Source organism: Variovorax sp. OK212, from assembly GCF_900112425.1.
Lineage (GTDB): Bacteria > Pseudomonadota > Gammaproteobacteria > Burkholderiales > Burkholderiaceae_C > Variovorax.
The window spans coordinates 80533-100628 of record NZ_FOLP01000009.1 but is presented as its reverse complement, the minus strand read 5'-3'; the positions used below and the strand labels follow the sequence as shown (position 1 = coordinate 100628).

Genomic DNA, 20096 nt, shown 5'->3' with positions numbered 1-20096 from the left:
AAGAAGCGGCATGAAAGCGCCGCCAGATCACGGAGACACGACGACATGAGCCAGGTGATCCTCGACCAGCGCAGCATGGGGCGCGATGCGCTCATGCAGCGCGCACTGCGCGCCGCGCGCGGCCTCCATGCGCTGGGCGTGCGCGAAGGCGATGCCGTCGCGCTGCTGCTGCGCAACGACTTCGCCTTCTTCGAGGCGCAGCAGGCGGCCGCCGCGCTCGGCGCCTACGCGGTGCCCGTCAACTGGCACGGCAAGCCCGAAGAGGTGCTCTACATCGTGAACGACGTGCAGCCGAAGGTGCTGGTCGCGCACGCCGACCTGCTCGCGCCGGTGCGGGAGCAGGTGCCGGCCACCACCCGGGTCATCACCGTGCCCACGCCGCCCGAGGCGAAGCGCAGCTTCTCGCTGGACGACGAGGCCGTTGCGCTGCCGCCCGGCGCCCCCGAATGGAACGCGTGGCTCGAGTCCTTCGCGCCGTGGGACGGCCCGCCGCTGCGCAGCCGCGCGACCATGATCTACACCTCGGGCACCACCGGCCGTGCCAAGGGCGTGAAGCGCGATGCCGCCACGCCCGAGCAGGCCGCCGCCTACGTCGAGCTGCTGCGCAGCGTGTACGGCCTGCGCCAGGGCGTGCGCGCGCTGATCGGCGGGCCGCTGTACCACTCGTCGCCCAATGCCTTCGCGCGGCAGGCGCTGCAGGTGGCCGACCTGCTGGTGATGCAGACCCGGTTCGACGCCGAGGCCGCGCTCGCGGCCATCGAGCGCCACCGCATCACGCACATGGTGGCGGTGCCCACGATGTTCGTGCGCATGCTCAAGCTGCCCGAGGCGGTGCGCCAGCGCCACGACCTGCGCTCGCTGCAATGGGTGACGCACACCGGCGCGCCCTGCTCGCCCGAGACCAAGCGCGCGCTCATGGACTGGTGGGGCCCGGTGGTCTACGAGACCTACGGCGGCACCGAGGTGGGCACCGCCACGCTCAGCACGCCCGAAGACTGGCTCGCCTTCCCGGGCAGCGTGGGCCGCCTGACGCCCGGCGCGCGCATGGCGCTGTACGGCGAAGACGGCCAGCCGGTGGCACCGGGCGAGGTCGGCGAGATCTTCGTGCGCGTGCCCGCGTACGCCGACTTCACGTACCACAACCACCCCGAAAAGCGCGCCGAGGTGGAGCGCGACGGCCTCGTCAGCTGCGGCGACGTCGGCTACGTGAAGGACGAGCACCTCTACCTGTGCGACCGCCGCGCCGACATGGTGATCTCGGCGGGCGTGAACATCTACCCGGCCGAGATCGAGGCGGTGCTGCTGCAGTGCCCGGAGGTGCGCGACTGCGCGGTGTTCGGCATTCCCGACGACGAGATGGGCGAGTCGCTGGCCGCGGCCGTCGAGCCGATGCCCGGCGCCACGCCCGACGCGGCGCAGCTGCGCGCCTTCCTGGAAGCGCGCATCGCCCGCTACAAGGTGCCGCGCCGCATCGACTTCCACGCGGCGCTGCCGCGCGAGGACAGCGGCAAGATCTTCAAGCGCCGGCTGCGCGACCCGTTCTGGCAGGCGGCGGGGCGGAAGATCTGAGGTGTCCGGCGTGCACGACCTCGGCCCGCGCCTGGCGAGCGCACTGCAGCGGCACGCGGGGCTGAACGGCCGCGTCGAAGACCTGCGCCGGCTCACCGGCGGTGCGACCAAGACCACCTGGTCGTTCGACCTGCTGACCGGCGACGGGCGGCAGCCGATGATCCTGCAGCAGACGCCCGCGCGGCCGTCTTCGTCCGGACCTTCACCCGGCCCTTCATTCGGCCCTTGTGCGCCGAAGCTCGACGCCGCCGAGGACGCGCGCGTGATGATCGCGGCCCGCGCGCACGGCGTACCGGCGCCGCGGGTGGTCGCCATCCTCGACGTGCACGACGGCCTTGACCGTGGCTACGTCACCGCGCGCGTCGAAGGCGAGACGCTGGGGCGCAAGGTGGTGGGCGACCCGGCCCTTGCCGTGGCACGCGCCGCGATGGCGGCGCAGGCGGGCGAGATCCTCGCCGCCATCCACGCCACGCCGACGCAGCCGCTTCCCTTCCTGCAGCGCCTGTCGCCCGCGCAGGAACTCGCGGTATACGGCGACCTGCTCGAGCGCACCGGCTTTCGCCACCCCGCGCTCGAGTTCGCGCTGCAATGGATTCGCCGGCACCTGCCCACGGAATGGCGCGATGCCCTCGTGCATTCGGACTTCCGCACCGGCAACCTCATCGTCGGCCCCGAAGGCATCCGTTGCGTGCTCGACTGGGAAATCGCGCGCATCGGCGACCCGATGCAGGACCTGGGCGTGCTGTGCATGAAGACATGGCGCTTCGGCGGCGCGCCCGAGGCCGGCGGCTTCGGCGCGCGCGACGACCTGTACGCGGCCTACGAACGCGCCAGCGGCGTGCCGGTCGAGCCGGCGCGCGTGCGCTTCTGGGAGGCCTTCTCCAACCTGAAGTGGGCCATCGGCTGCGTGCGGCGCGGGCTCTCGGTGCGCGGCGACGGCAGCCCGGCCAGCGTGGAGCTGTGCGCCGTGGGGCGGCGCATGGAAGAGCCGCTGTGGGACTTCCTCCAATTGATCGAGGGCTGAGCCATGCCGACCTCCGTGCCACCCGCCGCCACCCTGCTGCAGGCCGCCGCGCGCTACCTCGAAGAAGAACTGCTGCCCACGCTCGACGGCTACCACCGGTTCCAGGCACGCGTGACGGTGAACGTGCTGCGCATCGTCGAGCGCGAGCTGCGGTCGGCCGCGCCGCCGAACGGCGCCGGCGCGGCCGACCTCGCCTTGGCCGAAGCGATCCGCAGCGGCCGGCTTCCCATCGACTCGCCCGGCCTGGCCGCGCAGCTGCGCGCGGACCTGGCCCAGGCGCTGGCCCTCAACAACCCCAAGTGGACGAACCCCGAAAGCCCTGCCCCATGAACTTCACCGAAGAACAGACCGCCTTTCGCGACGGCGTGCGCCGCATGGTCGAGCGCCACGTGGCGCCCATTGCCGCCGAGATCGACGAGAACGACCGCTTTCCCGAAGAGCTCATTCCCATCTACGGCGACATGGGCCTGCTGCAGCTGTGGGTGCCCGAGGCCTACGGCGGCCCGGGCGCGAACCTCACGATGGTGTGCATCGCGCGCGAGGAGATCTCGCGCGTGTCGGAGTCGTGCGCGCTGATGGCGGGCATGAACACCATGTTCGCGCTGCCGATCATGCATTTCGGCACCGAGGAACAGAAGAACCGCTTCCTGCCGCTGCTGGCCGAAGGCCGCACCGTCACGGCCATTGCCATCTCGGAGCCCGACTGCGGCAGCGACGTGGGCGGCATGCGCACGCGCGCCGTGCGCGACGGCGACAGCTACCTGCTCACGGGCCAGAAGCAGTGGTGCACCTTCGGCAGCCGCGCCGACCACATCCTGGTGTTCGCCAAGACCGGCGAGCGCGGCGGGGCCGACGACATCAGCCCCTTCATCGTCGACGTGAAGGCCAGCAAGGGCCTCACCTTCGGGCGCAACGAACGCAAGATGGGCATGAAGGGCACGATCAACGTGCCCGTCTACCTCGACAACGTGCGCGTGCCCGCCGAAAACCGCCTGGGCGAGGAAGGCAAGGGCTTCCGCTCGGCGATGCGCGCGCTCGACCTCAACCGCCCGGCCATCGCGGCGGCGTCGGTGGGCCTGGCGCAGGGCGCGCTCGACGCGGCGCTGGCCTACGCCAAGCAGCGCAAGCAGTTCAAGCGCGCGATCATCGAGTTCCAGGGCATCCAGTTCATGCTGGCCGACATGGCCATGCAGATCGAGGCCGCGCGCTGCCTGGTGTACGAAACGGCGCGCCTGGCCGACGCCGGCGACTGGCAGCAGCTGCCCAAGTTCGCCAGCATGGCCAAGTGCTTCGCGAGCGACGTGGCCATGAAGGTGACGACCGACGCCGTGCAGGTGTTCGGCGGCTACGGCTACGTGCGCGACTATCCGGTGGAGAAGATGATGCGCGACGCCAAGCTCAACCAGATCTTCGAGGGCACCAACCAGATCCAGCGGGTGGTGATCGCGCGCGAACTGATGCGCTGAGCTCGGACCGGTTGGCAGGGGCTATTCGAACTTCACGTTGTGCTCGCGCACCGTGGCGCCGAAGGCGTCGTACTGCGCGCGGAAGAACGCGCCGAACTTCTCCGGGCTCATGCCGTAGCCCTCGAAACCCTGCTGGCCCAGCTGCTCTCGCACGTCGGGCCGCCTGAGCGTGTTCTGCAGCTCCAGCGACAGCTTCTGCGTGATGGCCGGCGGCAGGCCGGGCGGTCCGAAGAAGCCGGCCCACGGCGTGATGGTGAGCTTGCCCAGGCCCAGCTCGCCGCCCGTGGGCACTTCGGGCAGCAAGGCGCTGCGTTGCGGCAGCAGTGCCACCAGCGCGCGGATGCGCCCTTCCTTCACGAAGCCCGGCGCCAGCGTGCCGGTGGTGAACATCATGTGGATCTGCCCGCCCAGCAGGTCGGTCATGGCCTGCATGTCGCCCTTGTAGCGCGCGTTGACCACCTTGCGCTCGCCCAGCAGCTGCAGCATGGCGAGTTCCGACGCGCTGTTGCTCGAGGCCGAGTTGAGCGCGCCGGGCTTCGACGCCACCAGCGCGAGCAGCTCGCCCACGCTTTTGACCGGCAGGTTCGACGGCACCACGAGGAACATCGAGAACTGGCCGGCCGAGCTGATGGGCGTGAAGGCCTTGAACGGGTCGTACGGCGGCGTGGGCCGCATCGTGGGCGCGGCCACCATCGCGGTGTTGGTGCCCATGAGCAGCGTGTAGCCGTCGGGCCTGGCCGACGAGGTGGCCTGCGCCGCCAGCACGCCGTCGGCGCCGGGCCGGTTCTCCACGATCACCTGCTGGCCGAGCTGCTTGGCCAGCCCCTCCGCGATGATGCGCGTGAGCACGTCGGCACCGCCGCCGGGCGCGAAGCCGACGATCAGCCTCAGCGGCTTCTGCGGGTAGGCCTCGTCGGCCAGCGCGGCGGCCGCCGGCAGGCCGCACAGCGCGGCGGCGCCGCCCCACAGGGCCGCCGCAGTCAGGGTTCTGCGTTGCATGGTGTTCTCCTTTGGAGCGCTTCAGAAGGCGTGCCGCACGCCGAACTCCCAGCCCGACGAACGCTGCCCGGCCGCGGGCGCCACGCCGCCGCTGACGACGTAGCGCGCCTGGCCGCTGTTCATGAGCCGCGCGTAGGTGCCGTACAGCGCGGTGCGCTTCGAGAGGTTGTGCACGTAGCCGATGCCGAACTGGCGCGCGTCGTCCCGGTTGCGCGGCATGCCGTCGGCGTTGCGCACGCTGTCGTCGCTGCGGTCGTTCAGGTAGGCGTAGCTGATGCGGATGCGCCCGACCTCGAAGGCCGGAATGTGCGCGCCGATCTCCGCGGTGTTCTTGCGCACGGTGCCGGCCAGGACCTCCACGCGCACCATGTTGTAGAGCGCGAAGAACTTCGCGAAGCCCGCGTCCCACGAGCCGCCGATGTTGGCGTGCGAGTACTTGCCGATGGCCGCGCCCGCGTTGTAGTGCGTGCGCGTGAACGCCGCCGCGATGTCGAACGCGCCCGACGCGAAGCCGATGCGCGCGCCCGCGAAGTTGCCGTCGTCGCGGTTCGCGGCGGTCGAGTCGTTCTCGCCGGTGCCGGCCATCGCCATGCCGTAGAGGCCGCCCAGGTTGGCCGGCAGCCAGTAGCTCACGGTGTTGCTGCCCGTGATGCCCGTGGGCAGCGGCCCGGTGCCCGCGGCCGCGAAGGTGAGGTTGCCCGCGCGCGCCACGCCGTTGGCGTTGAAAGGGTCGAAGTAGATGCTGTTGTAGTGCGTGGGAATGAAGTCGTGCCCCAGCCGCAGTTCGCCCAGCCTGTCGTGCGAGAGGCTCACGAAGGACATGCGGTCGAAGGTGATCGGGCCGGCCGTGCCCGCGCCGCTGGTCTGGTTGTTGGAGTTGCTGGCGCGGCCGCCGCCGGTGTCGGGGTTCAGGCTGCCCTCGAGCCAGAAGCCCGCGCGCAGGCCGCCGCCCAGGTCTTCGGTGCCGCGAAAGCCCAGGCGGCTGGTCGACAGCCCGCCGTTCGACAGCGCCTTGACCGAGCCCACGCCGGCGCCGTGGGTGTACTGGATGCCCAGGTCCACCACGCCGAACATCGTGACGCTGGACTGGGCGTGCGCCGCCCCACCCGCAAGACTCGCAAGGCCGGTGAGGCCCGCCAGACCGACCGCCGGCCACATGCATTGCTTTTTCATTTTTTCTCTGTCTCCTGCTTCTTTTCTTGGTTGAACAACTCGGCACGCGCGCAGGGCTGCGCCACCCGGGGCGCACGGGCATGCGCGCCGGGGTGATCTCAGCCTGGGGAAAGGGGTGGTCTAGCTCGCGGGCTCGCGGCGCTCCGCACGCACCAGCACGGCGCCCTGCGAAAGCGCGCCGACGTTGCGCCGGTACTGCTGCAGCCAGCCGGTGTCGTTCGCCGGCGGCGGCGCCTGCCAGTCGGCGCGGCGGGCCTGCAGTTCGGTGTCGCTCAGCGCGACGTCGAGCCGACGCGCATCGAGGTCGATGGTGATCACATCGCCGTCGCGCAGCAGGCCCAGCGGGCCGCCGAGCGCCGCCTCGGGCGACACTTCGGCCACCACGAGGCCCTTGCAGACCAGGCCCGAGAGGTGGCCGTCGGTGAGCAGCGCCACGTCGTCGCCGAGCCCCGCGCCGTCGACCGCGAACACCACGCGCGACGCCCCGCCGCCCATGGCGGGGCCGCCGCAGGCGCCGGCCCCGCGCATCACGATCACCTGGCCGGACACGATCTCGCCCTGCTTCAGTGCGGTGATGGCCGCGTCGGCGCTCCAGAAGCACACGGCCGGGCCGGTGAAGCATCGCACCTTGCGCTCGGCGATGCCGGTCTTGATGAGGCCCGACTCTGGCGCGAGGTTGCCACGCAGCAGCACGATGGCGGGCAGCGGCGCCACCGGGCGCTCGATGGGGCGTATCACCTCGGCATCGGCCACGCCGAAGCCTTGCAGGTTGTCGGCCACGGTAGCGCCGGTGACGGTGCGCGCGCCGGTGTCCAGCAGCGGCGCGAGCTGCTTCATCAACGCGCGGCAGCCGCCCGCCGCCTCGAAGGCTTCGATCGAATGCGCGCCGATGGGCCGCACGCCGGCCAGCACCGGCGTGGTGGGGCCGAGGCTTTCGAAGAGCCCGTACACGTCGACGCCGCACTGCCCTTCGGTGGCCACCGCCTGCAGGTGCTTGGCGGTGTTGAGCGAGCCGCCGATGGCCAGCACCGCGCGCACCGCGTTGGCGAAGGCGCCGGGCGAGAGGATGTCGCGCGGCTTCAGGTCGTCCCACACCATCTGCACGATGCGCGTGCCGGCGGCGCGCACGTCGGCCATCATCTTCTCGCTGAGCGCCGCCACCGGCGCGCTGCCCGGCAGCGCCATGCCGAGCGCCTCGCACACGATGTGCATCGAGTTGGCCGTGCCCAGGCCCGAGCACACGCCGGGGCCGCGGATCGCCTCGCGGCTCATGCCCACGAGTTCTTCCACCGGCAGGTTGCCGGTGACGGCATGCATCGCACCGATGAACACCTCCTCGATGTCCATGTGGTGGCCGCGGTACTCGCCGCTGGGCTGGTAGCCGCAGGGCACCAGCAGGGTTGGGATGTTCAGCCGCGCGGCCGCCATGAGCTGGCCCGGCACGGTCTTGTCGCACGAGGTGAGGCACACCATGCCGTCGAGCTGCGCGCCTTCGACGGCCACCTCGATGTCGTTGGTGACCAGGTCGCGCGCGGCCAGCATGTAGGCGCCGCGCGCGCCGGCGCCGGTGATGAAGTCGCTGGGCGCGGCCGTACGGATCTCGAAGGGCACGCCGCCCGCCGCGCGAATGGCGGCCTTCACCTCCACCGCCACGCGGTCGAGGTGGCTGAAGCACGCCGCCAGCTCGGACGAACTGTTGACGATGGCGATCTTCGGCTTCTCGCAGTCCTCCTCGGGAATGCCGAGCGCGCGCCAGTGCGCGTTGCGCACCGACCAGAGGTAGGAGCCGCGCGGAAAGTTGCTGCGCAGGGGACGGGTCATGGCGTGCCTCTTTTTTTCTTGGTGATCTCGATCACGCCGCGGTCGGCGTCCACGCGCACCCAGTCGCCGGTCTCGATGCAGGCGAGCGGGTCACGCTCGAAGTCGGTCATGGCGGGCGAATGCGTGACCACCGCGCCCAGCGCCATCTTGGTGGTCATCTCGTTGAAGAGAAACGCGGCGGGCGCCACGTTCATGAGCCGCGTCATGTGGAACATGGCGGACCAGCCCGACGAACCCTTGGCGCCGGGGAACACCAGCACCTTGCCCGCGAAGCTTTGGCCGCGCAGCTCGTGCCGCGTCTCGATGACGGTGCCCGTGCGCGGGTCGATGCCGCCCCAGCCCGAGATGCGGTCGCGCGTGACCAGTGCCTCGCCCTCGGCCACGCCGCCCACGACCTTGCGCCCGTGAATGACGATGACCTGTTCGTTCAAGACGGCCGTGCTCATGCGTAGCCCCCGTTCCAGCGCCCGGTACAGGCAGCGTCGATGCATTCGGCGGTGCTGCCGAACCAGGCCTGCACGCCGAGGATGGCGGGCAGGTAGTGGGCCTGCTTGGCCGAGTCGAGCGCCACGGTCTTCGTGCCCTTGGGCACGGCGCGGCTCATGGCGGAGCAGCTGTCGCTCATGAGGATGCCGCCCGCGTCCTCGATGATCTTCGTGTAGCCGTTGCGGTCGGCCAGCGACTTGATGGCGCGCGGCGTGAAGATCCACAGCTCGCAATCGGGGTGCACCTTGCGGCCCTCGATGAGCTGCGCGGCCTCCCAGATCTGCTCGATGGTGTAGTGCGGGCAGCCGAGCATCACGTACTGCACCTCCGCGTCCTTGCCGGTCACGTTGATCTTCTCGTAGGTGGCGCGCCGCTCGGCCTCGCCGTAGCGCAGCACCTCGACCGGCGCCCTTCCACCCAGCGCCTGCTCGAGCGTCAGCGCCTCGGGCGTGACGCCGGCAATGTGGTACATCTCCACGCCGCCCGAAGACGAAGCCGCCGCGCCGAAGTGCTTGAGCCGCGGCAGGTTGGGCACGCGCCCGATGCCGCGCCTGCTGTGCACCACCGGCACGCGCTCCTGCACGTGCTCGCCGATGTAGTAGCCCAGCAGGCCCCAGTCCTGCACCGACTCGACCTCGATGTCGAGCTCGACCACGTGCGTGGCGCGCCGGTTGTCGTCGAGGTGGTAGCCCCAGTACGGAATGCGCCCGGTGAGCATGGCCGCGCCCGTGCTCTCGCGGCCTTCGGTGTTGGTGCGCGCGCCCAGCACCGAGTTGCAATACACCACGGCCGACGATTCCATCCATGCGCAGTGCTCGCCGCGCGTGGGAATGTTGCCGACCTGGTAGGGCGTGCAGGTGTTCATGATCTGCGCGCCCAGGCCCGCGGCATGCCGCTCGCTGCGGTTGTAGAACTGCACGATCTCCTCGCTCACGCCCATGCGCTCGGGCTGGCCGGGGTCGAAGCCCAGCTGCAGGTGGCTGGTGAACACCTTGAACTTGGGGATCTCGACGGTCTCCTGGCTGTCGAGGCTGAATTCGGAGAACACCGCGTCCATGCCGCCGCCCTTGGCGAGCGCGAAGTCGCGCTGGAAGGGCGTGGTCGAGGTGATGGTGGCGCAGACGTTGCGCGTTTCCACCAGCCGCTCGGCGCCCAGTGCCTCGCCGTAGCGCATCAGCAGGTCCATCGCCTTCTGCACGGCCGGCCCGTCCCGGCCGTCCCGCATGGCTTTTTCTTCATCGCTCAGGTGCATGGCCTGTGTCTCCGTTCTTCTGTGGTCGTGGGGGAAGTCCCCCGGCCGGGCCTGCTAACCCGGCGGGGGTGTCGGTGTCGGTGTCGGTGTCGGTGTCGGTGTAGGAACGTGCCCGCCGATGTCGCGCGCGATGCTCAGCGCGATGTCGTGCAGGCGCGGCGCGAGTTCGTTGCGCAGCCGCTCCTCGGTGAAGACGAACGCGGCGCCGCCGCCGTTGAGCGCCATCACCTCGCCGTCGGGCCCGATCAGCGGCACCGACACGGAATTGATCTCGCGGTGGAACTCGCCCAGCGACAGGCAGTAGCCCAGCCGGCGCGACTCGCCGATGGCGCGGTTCATGGCCGGCGCAATGCTGTCCCACTCGGGCCCGCGCAGCAGGCGCATGGAATCGATCAGCTGGTTGCGCTGCGCCTCGGGCAGCGCCGAGAGGTACGAGCGGCCGAGCGCCGAGTTGGCCAGCGGCGCGCGCGAGCCCACGTCGAGCCGGGCCGAGAGCATCGACGAGCGCGGCCGGCAGGCCTCGATCAGCACCATTTCCATGCCGTCGCGCACCGCCAGGTAGACCGAGGCGCCCACCTCTTCGGCCATCGCCTGCATGCTGGGCCGCGCGGCGGCGCGCACGTCGAGGCTGCCGAGGAACACGCGCGAAAGCGACACCACGCCCGGCCCGAGCATGAAGCGGTCGGCCGCCTGCGCGGGCTTGAGCATGCCCTGCGAGAGCAGCGTGGCGACCAGCCGGTTGACGGTGGGGCGCGGAATGCCGGTGATGCGCGCCACGTCGGCGTGGCCCAGCACTGGGCGCTCTTCGCTGAAGCAGCGCAGCACCGAGATGCCGCGCTCCAGCGCGCTCACGGTGTCGGAGCGTTCGCCGCGCGTTTCAACCGGCTCGACCGGTTCGGCGGCGGAATGGGAGGTGTCGTTTTTTTCAGTGGACATGGGAGGACCCTTCACAAGACTCTCCAATGTAGAGGCTTGCGCAGGGTGGTCTGCCGGGGTCATGGCAAAGGCTCGGGCCGGCGTTCAGGCGCCGGCTTCGGCGGTGGCCAGCGCGGCGGCGCCCTGCGCCGCGCCGGTGCGCAGGTACACGCCCTGCGCCAGCAGCTCGGACTGCAGCGCGCCCACGTCGATGAAGCGCGGCGCAATGCCGCCGCGCGAGGCCAGCGCCGCCGCCACGCCCGCGGCCTGGCCGGTGATCCAGCACTGCGGAATTTCGCGCATGAAACCGTGCGAGTTGCGGTCGCACGAGATGTGGCGCCCGCAGGCCAGCAGGCCGTCGAGCTGCTGCGGCACCAGCGCGCCGTAGGGAATGGAGATGTTCGGGAACTTGGGCGACACCGCCGGCGACACGCCGATCTCGTCCGCCAGCGGCACACCGTCGGGCCACTGGCTGCGCAGCACGGCGCCCACGCCGGTCAGGCGCCTTGCGTGGCGCACGCCGATCTGCGGCGCGCTGAGCATCAGGTAGGCATCTTCGAAGCCGGGCGCATGCGCGCGAAAGTAGTCCAGGTGCGCGGCCATGGCGCGGTGCGAGCGCACCTCCACCGCGGTGAGGTCGTCCACGTCGAGCGCGGAGTAGCCCGACTGGCGCGGCCCCATGAACAGCGCCACGTCGTTGCGCCACGAAACGAAGGGCCGCTCGAACAGGCCGCAGGCCTCGCGCCCGCGCGCCATGAAGTTCGTGAAGGCCTCGGGCTGGCCGGCCTTGAATTCGATCCAGCGGTTCATGTCGACGCCGCCGAACAGCCACGAGGTGTTCATGCAGTGGTGCACGTCGGCCTCCTCGATGTCGTTCACGTAGGCGGCGCCGGCGCGGGCGAACAGGTCGCCGTCGCCGGTGGCGTCGACCACCACGTCGGCCATGATGGCCATGCGGCCTTCCTTGCTCTCGAACACCACGCCCTTCACGGCGCCGTCCTGCACGATGGGAATGGCGGCCCACGAGTGGTAGATGAGCTTGACCTTGCGCTCCAGCACGATCTCCTGCGACAGCAGCTTCAGGCGCTCGGGGTCGATGGTGGGCGACCACGTGACCACGCCGTGGTACGCCGCCGTGCGCTGCGACCAGTGCGCGGCCTTGGCCGCGTCCTGCGAGCCCCAGTCTTCGCGCACCGGGCCGGCAATGGCGTCGGCCGGCAGGCGGTCGAACAGCTCTTCGGCGAAACCGCGAATGACCAGCTCGCCCTGCCAGTCGGTCATGCGGTCGATCCAGATGACCAGGCCGCCGGTCGACAGGCCGCCCAGGTGGTTGTAGCGTTCCAGCAGCGCCACGTCGGCACCCGCGCGGGCCGCGGCCGCCGCGGCGGCGGTGCCCGACGGGCCGCCGCCGACCACCAGCACGCCGCAGCGGTGGTACACGGGAATGTCCTTGCCGGGCTCGGCCCAGCTGCCGTGGTCAGGGCGCTTGACGCGGCTGTCGCGGTCGAAGATGTCGGAAGACAGGATGCGCTCGTCGGTGCGGACGACAGTTTTCATGAATGCGTTCTCGGCTTGGCTTGTTTCGTCGTATTTTGATTTCACTTTCCATTTTGTCAAACTCAAAAGCTATATCTCTGGGGTATTCCCTAGTGAATATGGCTTTTTATGGTTTTCAAGATCAATATAAGAAAAGAAATTCCAAACGGAGACATCGATGAAGAAACTTCACGGCACCCGCCGTGCCTTTGGCTCGGCCCTGGGCGCCGCGGCCTTCCTGGGCCTGGCGCCGCTGGCCTTGGCGCAGGACTTTCCGGCGCGCGGCAAGCCGATCCGCATCGTCGTGGGCTTCACCGCCGGCGGTGGCACCGACGCGCAGGCGCGCATCGTGGCGCAGAAGCTCGGCGAGGTGCTGCACACCAGCGTGATCGTCGACAACAAGCCCGGCGCCAGCACCATGCTGGCGGCCAACGAGGTCTCGCGCGCCCTGGCCGACGGCTACACGCTGCTGTACGCGCCGTCGTCGACCATGGCGCAGAACCCGCACACCTTCAGCCAGGTGCCGTACGACCCGTTCAAGGACTTCACCGCCATCTCGATGGGCGGGCGCGGGCCGCTGGTGCTGTCGCTGAGCACCACCGTGCCGGTGAACAACGTGAAGGAACTGGTGGCCTACGTGAAGGCCAACCCGGGCAAGGTGAGCTACGCCTCTTTCGGCGCGGGCACCTCGTCGCACATCTATGGCGAGGCCTTCGTGAAGAAGACCGGCATCGACGCGGTGCACATCCCGTACAAGGGCGGCTCCGACGCGGCCAAGGACCTGATCGGCGGGCGCGTGCAGTACATGTTCGACTCGGCCTCGTCGGCCGTCATCACCTCGGCCACGGGCAAGGTGAAGATCCTGGCGGTGGCGGCCAACGCGCGCGTGGCCGCACTGCCCGACGTGCCCACCTTCGCCGAGCAGGGCTACGCCGGGCTCGACCTGCCGAGCTGGCTGGGCTTCTACGGGCCGGCGCGCATGCCTGCGCCCGTGCTCGAAAAGCTCAACACCGCGCTCACCAAGGTGCTGGCGATGCCGCAGGTGCGCGAGTTCTACCGCAGCGGCGGCTACGAAGCCGGCGCCACCACGCCCGAGGAGTTCGCGAGCATCACGCGCGCCACCTACGAGCAATGGGGCGCGATGGTGCAGCAGGTCGGGCTGGCCAAGCAATGAGCGGCCTGCAGACCATGCTCCGTCGCCGCCGGATCACCGCCGGGGTCTCGCTGGGTGCGCTCGCTGCGGTCCTGGCGCCGATGTGGCCGCTGGCCGCCCGCGCCGCCGCGCCCTTCCCCGACAGGAACCGCACGCTGCGCATCGTGCTCGGCCTGGCGGCGGGCGGCGCGTCGGATTCGCAGGCGCGCTTTGTCGCCCACAAGCTCGGCGAGGTGCTGCAGATCCCGGTGATCGTGGAGAACCGGCCGGGCGCGAGCTTCATCCTCGCGACCGAGGAAGTGATCCGCGCCGCGCCCGACGGCTACACCCTCATGTACGCGCCCTCTTCCGTGGTGGCGCAGAACCCGCAGACGCTGGCGCAGGTGCGCTACGACCCGTTCAAGGACCTGACGCCCATCTCGCTCGGCGCGCGCGGACCGCTGGTGCTGACCGTGCACACGAGCGTGCCGGCGCGCACGGTGCAGGAGCTGGTGGCGTACATCAAGGCCAACCCGGGAAAGATGAGCTATGCCTCCTTCGGCACCGGCACCTCGTCGCACATCTACGGCGAGGCCTTCGCCCGGCAGGCCGGGCTCGACGTGGTGCACGTGCCCTACAAGGGCGGTGCCGACGCCGCGAAAGACTTTCTCGCGGGCCGCGTGCAGTACTACTTCGACGCGGCGCCCAACGCCATCCAGAACACGGCCACCGGCAAGGTCCGCATGCTGGCGGTGGCCGCGCCCCGGCGCAGCCCGATGCTGCCCGACGTGCCGACCATGGGCGAACAGGGCGTGAGCGGCGTGGACATGCCGAGCTGGCTGGGCTTCTACGGGCCGGCGCGCATGCCGGCACCGGTGGTCGAGAAGCTCAACGCCGCGCTGGCGCAGGTGCTGGCCATGCCGGCCACGCGCGACTTCTTCCGCCAGGGCGCGTACGAGGCCGAGTCGTCCAGCCCCGCGGCACTGGCCGCGCTGACGCGCGCGACCTACGACCAGTGGGGCGACATCATCCGCAAGCTGGGGCTGGTGAGGCAGCCCCAGTAGACATCAGCAGGCAGCGGCAACGCCGGGATTCTGGCGCCTCAGCCGAAGAACTTCAGCAGGTGCGCGTTGACCTCGTCGGCGCGCTCGTACTGCGCCCAATGCCCGGCGCCGTCGATCACCACGCCTTCGCGCGCCGGCCCTTCGGCGACCAGCCGGGCCACCAGCGGGCGCGGGTCGGCGGTGACGTCGAACTCGCCCCACAGCAGCAGCGTGGGCACGCCCAGCGTGTCGAGCGCCTGCTGCAGCCCGCCCGACTGCGACACCTCCTTGCTGCGAAAGCGCGTGCCGTGGCACGAGATGTCGTGGATCTCGAAGGCCAGCGCGTCGATGGCCGCCGGGTCGTGCAGCATCAGCGCGGCCAGGTTGTTCAGCAGCGCGGCGCGCTCGGCCTCGCGGTCGGGGGCGGCGCGCCAGTTGATCATCTGCGCCGTCATGCGCCGCAGCGTGCCGTGGCCGCCGCTGCCCACCACCGCAAAACGGCGGATGGCACCGCGCTTCACCGCGAAGCGCGCGGCGGTCAGCCCGCCGAAGGAAAAGCCGCCCAGGTCGATGGGGGTGCCCGCGCCGACGAGCTGGTCGAGCGTGCCGCCCAGTGCGTCGAGCAGCGGCGGCAGCGAGTCTTCGCCGGGCGCCACGCGCGGCGGCGCGTCGGATTCGTTGAAACCGGGCATGTCGGGCAGCCACAGCGTGCGGCCGGCCGACAGCGCCTGCGCGTTGCGCAGCCAGTGCATCCAGCTGCCATGGCCGCCGTGCAGCAGCACCAGCGGCGGCTTGGTGGTGTCGGTGCCGAAACGGCGCCAGCGCACGCGCACGCCTTCGTGCACGGGGTCGTGGTGGGTCGAGAGCGCGTCGATGCGGGCGATGACCGCGCGTGCGTCTTCAGTGTCTTTCGGCGTCATGGCCACATCCTTTGCAGCTCGCGCTCGCCGTCGAGAAACTGGTGCTTCAGCGCGCCCAGCACATGCAGCCCGAAGATCACATAAAGCACATAACCCGCCCAGGTGTGCACCCCGCCCAGCACGGTGTGCCAGGTTTCCTTGAGCGCGGGCTCGATGGCCATGATCCAGCCGATGCGCGGCCACTCGAACAGGCCGAACAGGAACATCGGGTGGGTGCCGGCGTCCTTCCAGGCCGAGTCGTGCATCCAGCCCGACAGCGGCAGCAGGATCATCAGGATGTAAAGCGCCCCGTGGGCCGCATGGGCCGCCAAGCGCTCCAGCGCGCCCAGCGAGCCCGCCATGGCCGGCGGCTTGTGCGTGGCGCGCCACAGAATGCGCAGGAGCACCAGCCCCAGCACCGTGATGCCGATCGACTTGTGGGTGTCGACGGCCGGGCGCACCCACTCGTCGGGGTAGTGGTCGACCAGCAGGATCAATGCGATGTTGGCGGCCATGAGCACGGCAATGAGCCAGTGCAGCGCGATCGCGATTCGGGTGTAACGGGTTTGTGCGAGCATGCGGGGAATTTTCGGGCGTGAGGCGACTCAGTCTGTGGCGCGAGCGATTGTCCCGGGTTTGCCATGGGACTTTCGAAACCGCAGGCCGAGTTTTTGCGTATCAACGACCAGTTCGCCCGGGCACCTTCTCTTGAACGATCCTCTCCAACGCGCCTTTGCGGCCGCCTCGCCGCGCCTGTCCCCCCCCGGCACCCCGCTGCGGAGCTGGCTGATCCACGGCGGCGTGCTCGTGCTGTGGGCACTGCTCTTCGCCATGGCCTTCAAGGTCGGCAACGTGCGGGCCTGGTCGGTCGGCGTGGCCTACGTGCTGTACGACACCGTGCTGCTGCTGTTCGTGGCCTGGATGACGCTGCCGATCCTGCGGCAGCGGCCCTCGCCTTCTTCCGGCCCTGCTTCTGCTTCTGCCGCGGCCGCGATGCGCCGCAACACGCTGGGCGTGATCGTCGCCTCGCACAACGAGGCCGCCGTGCTGCCCGTCACGCTGGCCGCCCTGCTCGGGCAGAGCGACGTGCCCGACCGCATCGTGATTGCCGACGACGGCTCCAGCGACGGCACGGCCGAACTGCTGGCCGCGCGCTACGGCCTGGTCGCCCCGCCGCTGGGCGAACTCAGCGCCGCCAGCGCCACGCACCCCTCGCTCTACTGGCTGCGCCTGCCTCATGGCGGCAAGGCGGTGGCGCTGAACGCGGCCATCGTGTGCATCGACACCGACACCGTGCTCACCGTCGACGGCGACACCCTGCTCGACAGCCAGGCCATCGGCGCCGTGCGCCGCGCCTTCACCGAAGAGCCCAACCTGGTGGCCGCCACCGGCGTCATCACGCCCGTGTGCAGCCGCACCCTGACGGGGCGCTGCTTCCAGTGGTTCCAGACCTACGAGTACATCCGCAACTTCCTCTCGCGCTATGCGTGGATGCAAGTCAATGGGCTGCTGCTGATCTCGGGCGCCTTCGCGGGTTTCCGGACCGAGGCGGTGCGCGCCGTGGGCGGCTTCGACACCGACTGCCTGGTGGAAGACTACGAACTCATCCACCGCCTGCACCGTCATGCCCAGGCCCACGGCCTGCCGTGGACCGTGCGCGTGCTCGGCGACGCGCAGGCGCACACCGACGCGCCCAGCAGCACCGGCGCCTTCCTGCGCCAGCGCCGGCGCTGGTTCGGCGGCTTCCTGCAGACGCAGTACTGGTACCGCGCCATGGTCGGCGACCGGCGCTACGGCTGGCTCGGCATTGCGATGCTGCCCGTGAAGGCCATCGACACGCTGCAGCCGCTGTACGGCCTGGCCGCCTTCGCGCTGCTGCTGGTGTACCTGGTGCGCGGCGAATTCGGCGTGCTGGCGCCGGTGGCCGGCGTGATCGGCGCGAAGATCGTGCTCGACCTCGCCTTCCACCTGTGGTCGGTGTACCTGTACCGCCGCTGGATCGGCCACAGCAGCGAAGCCAACTTCATGCAGGCCTTCGCGGCCGCGCTGGTCGAGCCCTTCACCTTCCAGATCCTGCGCCACACGGGTGCGGCCTGGGGCTGGTGGACGTTCCTGACGGGGCGCGGGACGTGGGGGCGGCAGACGCGCGTGGGGCTGGTCGATGCCGATGGGGTGCAGCGCCGCAACAGCTGAGGCGCGGGCGGCAGGGCCCGGCCGCTGACTGAACGGAACGGGCCGCGCTTCTTCGTTGTCTTCTTTTTAGGCGGCCGCTTCCCCGAACCGGAAGCTCGACACCACGAGCCCGCCCATGAAGGTCTCCTCGTGATAGACGCGCTCGCCGGCCTCGGCCTCGGCCGCGCCGACCGCCACCATCAGCGGAATCAGGTGCTCTTCACGCGGATGCGCCATGCGCGCCGCGGGCGCTGAAGCCCAGTCGAGCAGTTGCGCGCTGCGCTCGGCGGGCGAGCCATTGGCCACCGCCGCATCGAGCCAGTCGTCGAAAGCCTTCGACACGCCGTGCGCCTGCGGGCCGAAGTTGCGCAGGTTGTGATAGCTCAGCCCGCTGCCCACGATGAGCACGTTCTCGTCGCGCAGCGGCGCAATGGCGCGGCCCAGCGCGAGGTGCTCGGCCGGGTCGAGCCCGCGCCGCAGCGACAGCTGCACCACCGGCACGTCGGCCTTCGGGTAGATCGCGGCCATCGGCGAGAACATGCCGTGGTCGTAGCCGCGCTCGGGGTCGATCTGCACCGGCAGGCCGGCCTCGGCAATGAGCGACTGCACGCGCTGCGCGAGTTGCGGCGAGCCCGGCGAGTCGTAGCGCACCTCGTAGGTGTGGGCCGGGAAGCCGCCGTAGTCGTAGATCATGGGCGGCTTGGGGTTGCCCTGCACCGCGAAGACGGGCGCCTCCCAGTGCGCCGACACCATGAGGATGGCACTGGGCGTGCGGCCGATCTGGCGCGGCATGTCGGCCAGCGAGGCCGCGAGCTGGTCGTAGGTCGGGCCCATTTCCTTCTTCATCCAGGGCCAGGGACCGCCGCCGTGCGAGATGAAGTACGTGGGCAATCTCGAAAGCTGCGATGTGTTCGTTTGGTCGTGGGTCAAGTCGATGCTCCTTCAAGCGTTGCATCGACTGTAGACATTTCCCCGCAGGAAATCGACAGGCTGCGATGCATCGAATCGGTTCCTGTCAGGAAACATCGAGAACCGGAAGAACCGGGACATTCAGCGGCGCAACCGCCGTCACTCATTGAGCCGCCGATAGAGATAGTTGTCGGGCAATCCGAGCCGCCGGCACGCCTGCACGGCGGGGCTTTGGGCCAGCATCACCCGGTCGGCAAGGCTCCCGCTCCATCGCACCAGTCGCCTTTCAAAGCCGTTCAGGCCATAGGCGCGGCCAAGCCCCAGGTGTTCACGCAACGGCGGCGGCACGATCTCCACGGCCGCCCGCATCAACAGCCACTGTGCTGGCCGCAGCGCCCTGGGCAGGATGGGCGTGCGCCGGAGGATCTCGAGGAATTCGAAGATGACGGGCGACGGCCCCAGGCGGTCGGCCATGCTGTCGAACAGCGCCTGCATCTCGCTGCGCGACGTGGGGGCCTGCAGGGCGCCGTACAAACGCGCGGCCGGTGCGCCCTCGAAATAGAAGCGGTCGAATTCGTCGGGGCTCAACGGCCGCACGCAGGCATCGAACGCATGCGCGAAACCGAATCCCGCCGTGGCCTGCACCCAGCTCAGCAGCTCGACATCGGTGGCCGCGTACGCATCGCCCGCGGGTGTCTGCCCGTGCACCTGGCCATGGCGCTGAACGACGCCCGCGATCATCTTCTGCGCCACGCTGCTGGCGCCATACACCGTCACCATGGCCGCGAGACCGGTGCGCTGCAGCCTTGCCAACGGTTGCGTGCGAAACGTGGAGTGCTCCCACACGCCCGTGCGCACGCGCGGCTGCGCAAGCTCGAGGATCACGGCCGCCACGCCGCCCACGAACATGGCCACCGGGTTCTTGAAGATCTTCCAGGACATCGAGCCGTGCGGTGCCAGCGCGGGCTCTCCCCGCGGCTGCGTGAAGTCGACCGCCGGCACGCCCGGCGGGCTCAGCATGTCCGACGCCAGGCCGTCGATGGCCTGCTGGATCCACGAAGGGAGCTGCAAGGTCGTGGCGCTGCGGGTCGATCGGGAACGCGGCATCGTGCGATTTTTCTTTTGTTGGTAGCGGCCTTTCGTGGGACTTGCGACGCGGCCGACCGGCAAAAAAAGAGCGCCCGGAGGCGCTCTTCTTCATCGTGCGGCAGCGGGTCAGCCCTTCATCGCCTTGATGTCGGCCTTGGCCTTGTCGTGATCGGCCTTGGCCTGGTTCACGCAGGCGCTCTTGGCATCGCCGGACTGGTCGTCGCACTTTTCCTTGGCAACGTCGTAGTTCATCGTGGCGGTTTCTTCGGCCACCTTCTTGGCGTGGCCAGGCGTCGGCTTGTAGTCCTGCTCCAGCTGGGCCTTGGCCACGTTTTCCACGCCCTTGGCTTCCTTCTCGCAGACATCCTTGGCGTTGTCCTTCAGGGTGTCGCACTTGGCCTTGGCGACCTTGTAGTCGGCCGAGATCTTTTCCTTGGCAACGTTGTATTCGTCCTTCGTCATGGCATTGGCGGAAGCCATGGCAAAGCAGCTCGATGCGATCGCCAGAACCAGAAGATGTTTTTTCATTGGAAGTCCCTCTTGAAGCGGATGTTGGAAGGAGCCGCACCTCGCGTCTCCATGCAATGCAATGTAGGCAGCGCGAGGGGCGC

19 protein-coding genes are annotated in these 20096 nt (G+C 69.8%); 7 read left to right on the top strand and 12 right to left on the bottom strand.

Annotated elements, in window-relative coordinates; all coding sequences use genetic code 11:
* Positions 1–45 precede the first annotated feature (45 nt).
* Genes BM004_RS24315 through BM004_RS24300 form a run of 4 tightly spaced genes read left to right on the top strand, consistent with a single transcriptional unit; the run spans position 46 to position 4059 of the window.
* Positions 46–1569, top strand: coding sequence for an acyl-CoA synthetase (locus tag BM004_RS24315; RefSeq protein WP_093217582.1), 1524 nt, complete (start codon positions 46–48; stop codon positions 1567–1569).
* Between the two features lies 1 nt (position 1570).
* Positions 1571–2593, top strand: coding sequence for a phosphotransferase family protein (locus BM004_RS24310; RefSeq protein WP_256220028.1), 1023 nt, complete (start codon positions 1571–1573; stop codon positions 2591–2593).
* A gap of 3 nt (positions 2594–2596) precedes the next feature.
* A complete protein-coding gene (locus BM004_RS24305) occupies positions 2597–2923 on the top strand; it encodes a DUF6285 domain-containing protein (protein ID WP_093217581.1) in 327 nt (108 codons plus the stop codon).
* Entirely contained in the window at positions 2920–4059 is a 1140-nt protein-coding gene (locus BM004_RS24300) for an acyl-CoA dehydrogenase family protein (protein ID WP_093130833.1), read from the top strand. The genes BM004_RS24305 and BM004_RS24300 overlap by 4 nt, the downstream gene beginning before the upstream one ends.
* A gap of 21 nt (positions 4060–4080) precedes the next feature.
* Here the strand turns inward: BM004_RS24300 and BM004_RS24295 are convergent, their stop codons facing one another.
* From BM004_RS24295 to BM004_RS24265, 7 genes are all read right to left on the bottom strand, one after another.
* The gene (locus BM004_RS24295) at positions 4081–5058 is read right to left on the bottom strand and encodes a Bug family tripartite tricarboxylate transporter substrate binding protein (protein WP_093217579.1); all 978 of its coding nucleotides are present in this window, start codon (positions 5056–5058) and stop codon (positions 4081–4083) included.
* A 21-nt stretch (positions 5059–5079) separates the two neighbouring features.
* Positions 5080–6231 (bottom strand): porin, encoded by a 1152-nt coding sequence (locus tag BM004_RS24290; RefSeq protein ID WP_093130837.1) that lies wholly within the window; start codon positions 6229–6231, stop codon positions 5080–5082.
* A 120-nt stretch (positions 6232–6351) separates the two neighbouring features.
* Positions 6352–8052, bottom strand: coding sequence for a dihydroxy-acid dehydratase (locus BM004_RS24285; protein ID WP_093217578.1), 1701 nt, complete (start codon positions 8050–8052; stop codon positions 6352–6354).
* Positions 8049–8498 carry an aconitase X swivel domain-containing protein gene (locus BM004_RS24280; protein WP_093217577.1) on the bottom strand — a complete coding sequence of 150 codons (450 nt, stop codon included), beginning with the start codon at positions 8496–8498 and terminating at the stop codon, positions 8049–8051. Before BM004_RS24280 ends, BM004_RS24285 begins: the two co-directional genes overlap by 4 nt.
* Positions 8495–9790 (bottom strand): aconitase X, encoded by a 1296-nt coding sequence (locus tag BM004_RS24275; protein ID WP_093217575.1) that lies wholly within the window; start codon positions 9788–9790, stop codon positions 8495–8497. Before BM004_RS24275 ends, BM004_RS24280 begins: the two co-directional genes overlap by 4 nt.
* Positions 9791–9844: 54 nt before the next feature.
* Positions 9845–10726, bottom strand: coding sequence for an IclR family transcriptional regulator (locus BM004_RS24270; protein ID WP_093217574.1), 882 nt, complete (start codon positions 10724–10726; stop codon positions 9845–9847).
* 84 nt (positions 10727–10810) lie between these two features.
* Positions 10811–12262 (bottom strand): FAD-dependent oxidoreductase, encoded by a 1452-nt coding sequence (locus BM004_RS24265; RefSeq protein WP_093130846.1) that lies wholly within the window; start codon positions 12260–12262, stop codon positions 10811–10813.
* Positions 12263–12419: 157 nt separating this feature from the next.
* Between BM004_RS24265 and BM004_RS24260 the strand changes: the two genes are divergently transcribed.
* Entirely contained in the window at positions 12420–13415 is a 996-nt protein-coding gene (locus BM004_RS24260; RefSeq protein WP_093217572.1) for a Bug family tripartite tricarboxylate transporter substrate binding protein, read from the top strand.
* A gap of 14 nt (positions 13416–13429) precedes the next feature.
* Positions 13430–14437: a Bug family tripartite tricarboxylate transporter substrate binding protein gene (locus BM004_RS24255; RefSeq protein WP_256220027.1), complete on the top strand. Its 1008-nt coding sequence runs from the start codon at positions 13430–13432 to the stop codon at positions 14435–14437.
* 38 nt (positions 14438–14475) lie between these two features.
* On the opposite strand, the gene BM004_RS24250 is transcribed toward BM004_RS24255, so the two are convergent.
* Positions 14476–15336, bottom strand: a complete 861-nt coding sequence (locus tag BM004_RS24250) for an alpha/beta fold hydrolase (RefSeq protein WP_093217569.1) — start codon at positions 15334–15336, stop codon at positions 14476–14478.
* Positions 15333–15893, bottom strand: coding sequence for a cytochrome b (locus tag BM004_RS24245; RefSeq protein ID WP_093217568.1), 561 nt, complete (start codon positions 15891–15893; stop codon positions 15333–15335). Before BM004_RS24245 ends, BM004_RS24250 begins: the two co-directional genes overlap by 4 nt.
* Positions 15894–16023: 130 nt before the next feature.
* Here BM004_RS24245 and BM004_RS24240 point away from each other — a divergent pair, with 130 nt between their 5' ends.
* Positions 16024–17508 (top strand): glycosyltransferase family 2 protein, encoded by a 1485-nt coding sequence (locus tag BM004_RS24240; protein ID WP_093217566.1) that lies wholly within the window; start codon positions 16024–16026, stop codon positions 17506–17508.
* Between the two features lie 66 nt (positions 17509–17574).
* On the opposite strand, the gene BM004_RS24235 is transcribed toward BM004_RS24240, so the two are convergent.
* From BM004_RS24235 to BM004_RS24225, 3 genes are all read right to left on the bottom strand, one after another.
* Positions 17575–18417: a DODA-type extradiol aromatic ring-opening family dioxygenase gene (locus BM004_RS24235; RefSeq protein WP_093217565.1), complete on the bottom strand. Its 843-nt coding sequence runs from the start codon at positions 18415–18417 to the stop codon at positions 17575–17577.
* Between the two features lie 138 nt (positions 18418–18555).
* The gene (locus BM004_RS24230; protein WP_218152722.1) at positions 18556–19503 is read right to left on the bottom strand and encodes an oxygenase MpaB family protein; all 948 of its coding nucleotides are present in this window, start codon (positions 19501–19503) and stop codon (positions 18556–18558) included.
* Positions 19504–19611: 108 nt separating this feature from the next.
* On the bottom strand, positions 19612–20013 hold the full coding sequence (locus BM004_RS24225; RefSeq protein WP_093130860.1) for a hypothetical protein: 402 nt from the start codon (positions 20011–20013) through the stop codon (positions 19612–19614).
* Between the last annotated feature and the right edge of the window lie 83 nt (positions 20014–20096).

Coding starts and splice junctions, on each gene's coding strand:
- BM004_RS24295 (WP_093217579.1), bottom strand. CDS start 5,058: ATGCAACGCAGAACCCTGACTGCGGCGGCCCTGTGGGGCGGCGCCGCC.
- BM004_RS24305 (WP_093217581.1), top strand. CDS start 2,597: ATGCCGACCTCCGTGCCACCCGCCGCCACCCTGCTGCAGGCCGCCGCG.
- BM004_RS24245 (WP_093217568.1), bottom strand. CDS start 15,893: ATGCTCGCACAAACCCGTTACACCCGAATCGCGATCGCGCTGCACTGG.
- BM004_RS24250 (WP_093217569.1), bottom strand. CDS start 15,336: ATGACGCCGAAAGACACTGAAGACGCACGCGCGGTCATCGCCCGCATC.
- BM004_RS24300 (WP_093130833.1), top strand. CDS start 2,920: ATGAACTTCACCGAAGAACAGACCGCCTTTCGCGACGGCGTGCGCCGC.
- BM004_RS24230 (WP_218152722.1), bottom strand. CDS start 19,503: ATGCCGCGTTCCCGATCGACCCGCAGCGCCACGACCTTGCAGCTCCCT.
- BM004_RS24275 (WP_093217575.1), bottom strand. CDS start 9,790: ATGCACCTGAGCGATGAAGAAAAAGCCATGCGGGACGGCCGGGACGGG.
- BM004_RS24225 (WP_093130860.1), bottom strand. CDS start 20,013: ATGAAAAAACATCTTCTGGTTCTGGCGATCGCATCGAGCTGCTTTGCC.
- BM004_RS24280 (WP_093217577.1), bottom strand. CDS start 8,498: ATGAGCACGGCCGTCTTGAACGAACAGGTCATCGTCATTCACGGGCGC.
- BM004_RS24265 (WP_093130846.1), bottom strand. CDS start 12,262: ATGAAAACTGTCGTCCGCACCGACGAGCGCATCCTGTCTTCCGACATC.
- BM004_RS24260 (WP_093217572.1), top strand. CDS start 12,420: ATGAAGAAACTTCACGGCACCCGCCGTGCCTTTGGCTCGGCCCTGGGC.
- BM004_RS24285 (WP_093217578.1), bottom strand. CDS start 8,052: ATGACCCGTCCCCTGCGCAGCAACTTTCCGCGCGGCTCCTACCTCTGG.
- BM004_RS24270 (WP_093217574.1), bottom strand. CDS start 10,726: ATGTCCACTGAAAAAAACGACACCTCCCATTCCGCCGCCGAACCGGTC.
- BM004_RS24290 (WP_093130837.1), bottom strand. CDS start 6,231: ATGAAAAAGCAATGCATGTGGCCGGCGGTCGGTCTGGCGGGCCTCACC.
- BM004_RS24255 (WP_256220027.1), top strand. CDS start 13,430: ATGCTCCGTCGCCGCCGGATCACCGCCGGGGTCTCGCTGGGTGCGCTC.
- BM004_RS24315 (WP_093217582.1), top strand. CDS start 46: ATGAGCCAGGTGATCCTCGACCAGCGCAGCATGGGGCGCGATGCGCTC.